The organism is Lacticaseibacillus hulanensis, assembly GCF_004010095.1.
In the GTDB taxonomy this organism is placed as follows: domain Bacteria; phylum Bacillota; class Bacilli; order Lactobacillales; family Lactobacillaceae; genus Lacticaseibacillus; species Lacticaseibacillus hulanensis.
Genome location: NZ_RRYD01000058.1, coordinates 1 through 1689 on the forward strand (window position 1 = coordinate 1; position 1689 = coordinate 1689).

Annotated in this window: 2 protein-coding genes; both read left to right on the plus strand. The window is 45.9% G+C overall.

Annotated elements, in window-relative coordinates; translation table 11 throughout:
- Positions 1-70 precede the first annotated feature (70 nt).
- On the plus strand, positions 71-745 hold the full coding sequence (locus tag EKN00_RS10755; protein ID WP_127850219.1) for a helix-turn-helix domain-containing protein: 675 nt from the start codon (positions 71-73) through the stop codon (positions 743-745).
- Complete coding sequence (locus EKN00_RS10760; RefSeq protein ID WP_241559499.1) at positions 742-1635, plus strand: IS3 family transposase; 894 nt, start codon at positions 742-744, stop codon at positions 1633-1635. The genes EKN00_RS10755 and EKN00_RS10760 overlap by 4 nt, the downstream gene beginning before the upstream one ends.
- Positions 1636-1689 lie beyond the last annotated feature (54 nt).

Genomic DNA, 1689 nt, shown 5'->3' on the forward strand with positions numbered 1-1689 from the left:
TGCGATAATCCCTTTGTGGTTGTCAGATGAAATATCATAATTCATCTGACAATTATGGAGGGATTTTTGTATGCCCAGATCTAAACGCACAGCGCTTGAGAAGCTTAAGTTACTTGAGGAGTTCCAAGAGTCTGGACTACCCAGAGCCACTTTTGCAAGGCAACATGGAATTGACAGGAGCACAATAACAAGATGGTCAATGCGTTATCAAAGAGATGGTCTGGAAGGCTTGGAAGAAGCTAAGAAGAACATCCACTATAGCAAGGAGTTGAAGCATACTGTCGTCCTCGCCTACCTAAATGGTGAAGGCACATACGAGGAACTGACAGACATCTATGGATTGCGTAACTCGGGACAAGCAAAAGTATGGGTGAATAAGTATAATGGGGACAAACCTTTGACGGCATCACCGTCCAGAAAGCAGGTCCCCACTATGCGCAGGAAGACGACTCTCGAAGAACGAATTGAAGTGGTCGAGTATGTGACCAAGCACAAGCATTCATACACTGAGGCCGCAGAACATTTTCAGGTTTCGTATCAACAAGCTCGTTCTTGGGTGATTAAGGCCAAGAATGGTGGTTACGAGGCACTTGCCGATAATCGCGGCCATCACAAGGAACAGTTCGAATTAACTGAGCTCGACAAAGCAAATCTACGTATCCGACAACTTGAAGCTGAGCTCAAAGACAAAGAGCTGGTGGAGAAGTTTGCAAAAAAATTGCTGGAACTTCAGCGCAGGGGGTGAACAAACAACACAGACTGGCTTACTTCGCAATCAAAGAGGTCAGTCAAGAGTATCGTGGCGCACTTGCTAAATTATTGGCAGTTATCGGCGTCAGTCGTCAGGCTTACTATAAAGGGTTAAAGCGAGAAGAGACTGTTTGGGAAGCACGTGATCGTAGACTTAAAGAACGAACACAATACTGGTTTGATTTCCACCACCAAGGCATTGTCGCAGGAAATCTCTTAGTGAACCTTCAGCATGATGAGCTGATTACTTTTGAAGTAACGCATAAAATGGTGCGTCGTGTCATGCGAGAACTTGGGTTGTCATGTCAGACCCGAATCAAGAAGCACAGTCGGGTTAAAGCGAGTGAACAGTATATCTTAGACAATGTACTCAATCAGAACTTCCATACAGATGCGCCTAACGAAGTCTGGTTATCAGACTCAACTGAATTGAAATATGGCGTAAACGGTGAGTCTAAGATTCGGTTAAGTGGCGTTCTGGATCTTTATGGTCGTCGACTCTTGGCCTACAACCTGAGTGTCACAGAGACCTCAGCTGCCGAGATTGAAGTCTTCCAGCGAGCCTTTGAAGCTGTCGGCAGTGTTCATCCGCTCGTTCACACAGATCGCGGTCCAGCGTACACAGCCGGAGCCTTCAACAATTTTCTAAGTCGCTATGGAGTTTCCAGAAGCATGTCCCGACCAGGCACACCATACGACAATGCGCCGATGGAACGTTGGTGGAATGAGTTCAAGTTGCGATGGATGGACCGTCATCCACTAGCAAAGACGCGTGAAGAGTTAGTGAAGCTGGTTGAAGAAGGAATTGAGTATTTTAATCACCACAACCGCTCAGCACAAAGAAACGGCCTCACTCCAGATGAATACTGGAATGAAGCCGCTTAGAGACAGATTCAATTTTATAATATTTCATCTGTCAACTTGACAGGGCCTAGTGCA

What these genes read in the sequence shown, in the direction of transcription:
- EKN00_RS10755 (WP_127850219.1), top strand. Translation starts at nt 71, where the DNA reads ATGCCCAGATCTAAACGCACAGCGCTTGAGAAGCTTAAGTTACTTGAG.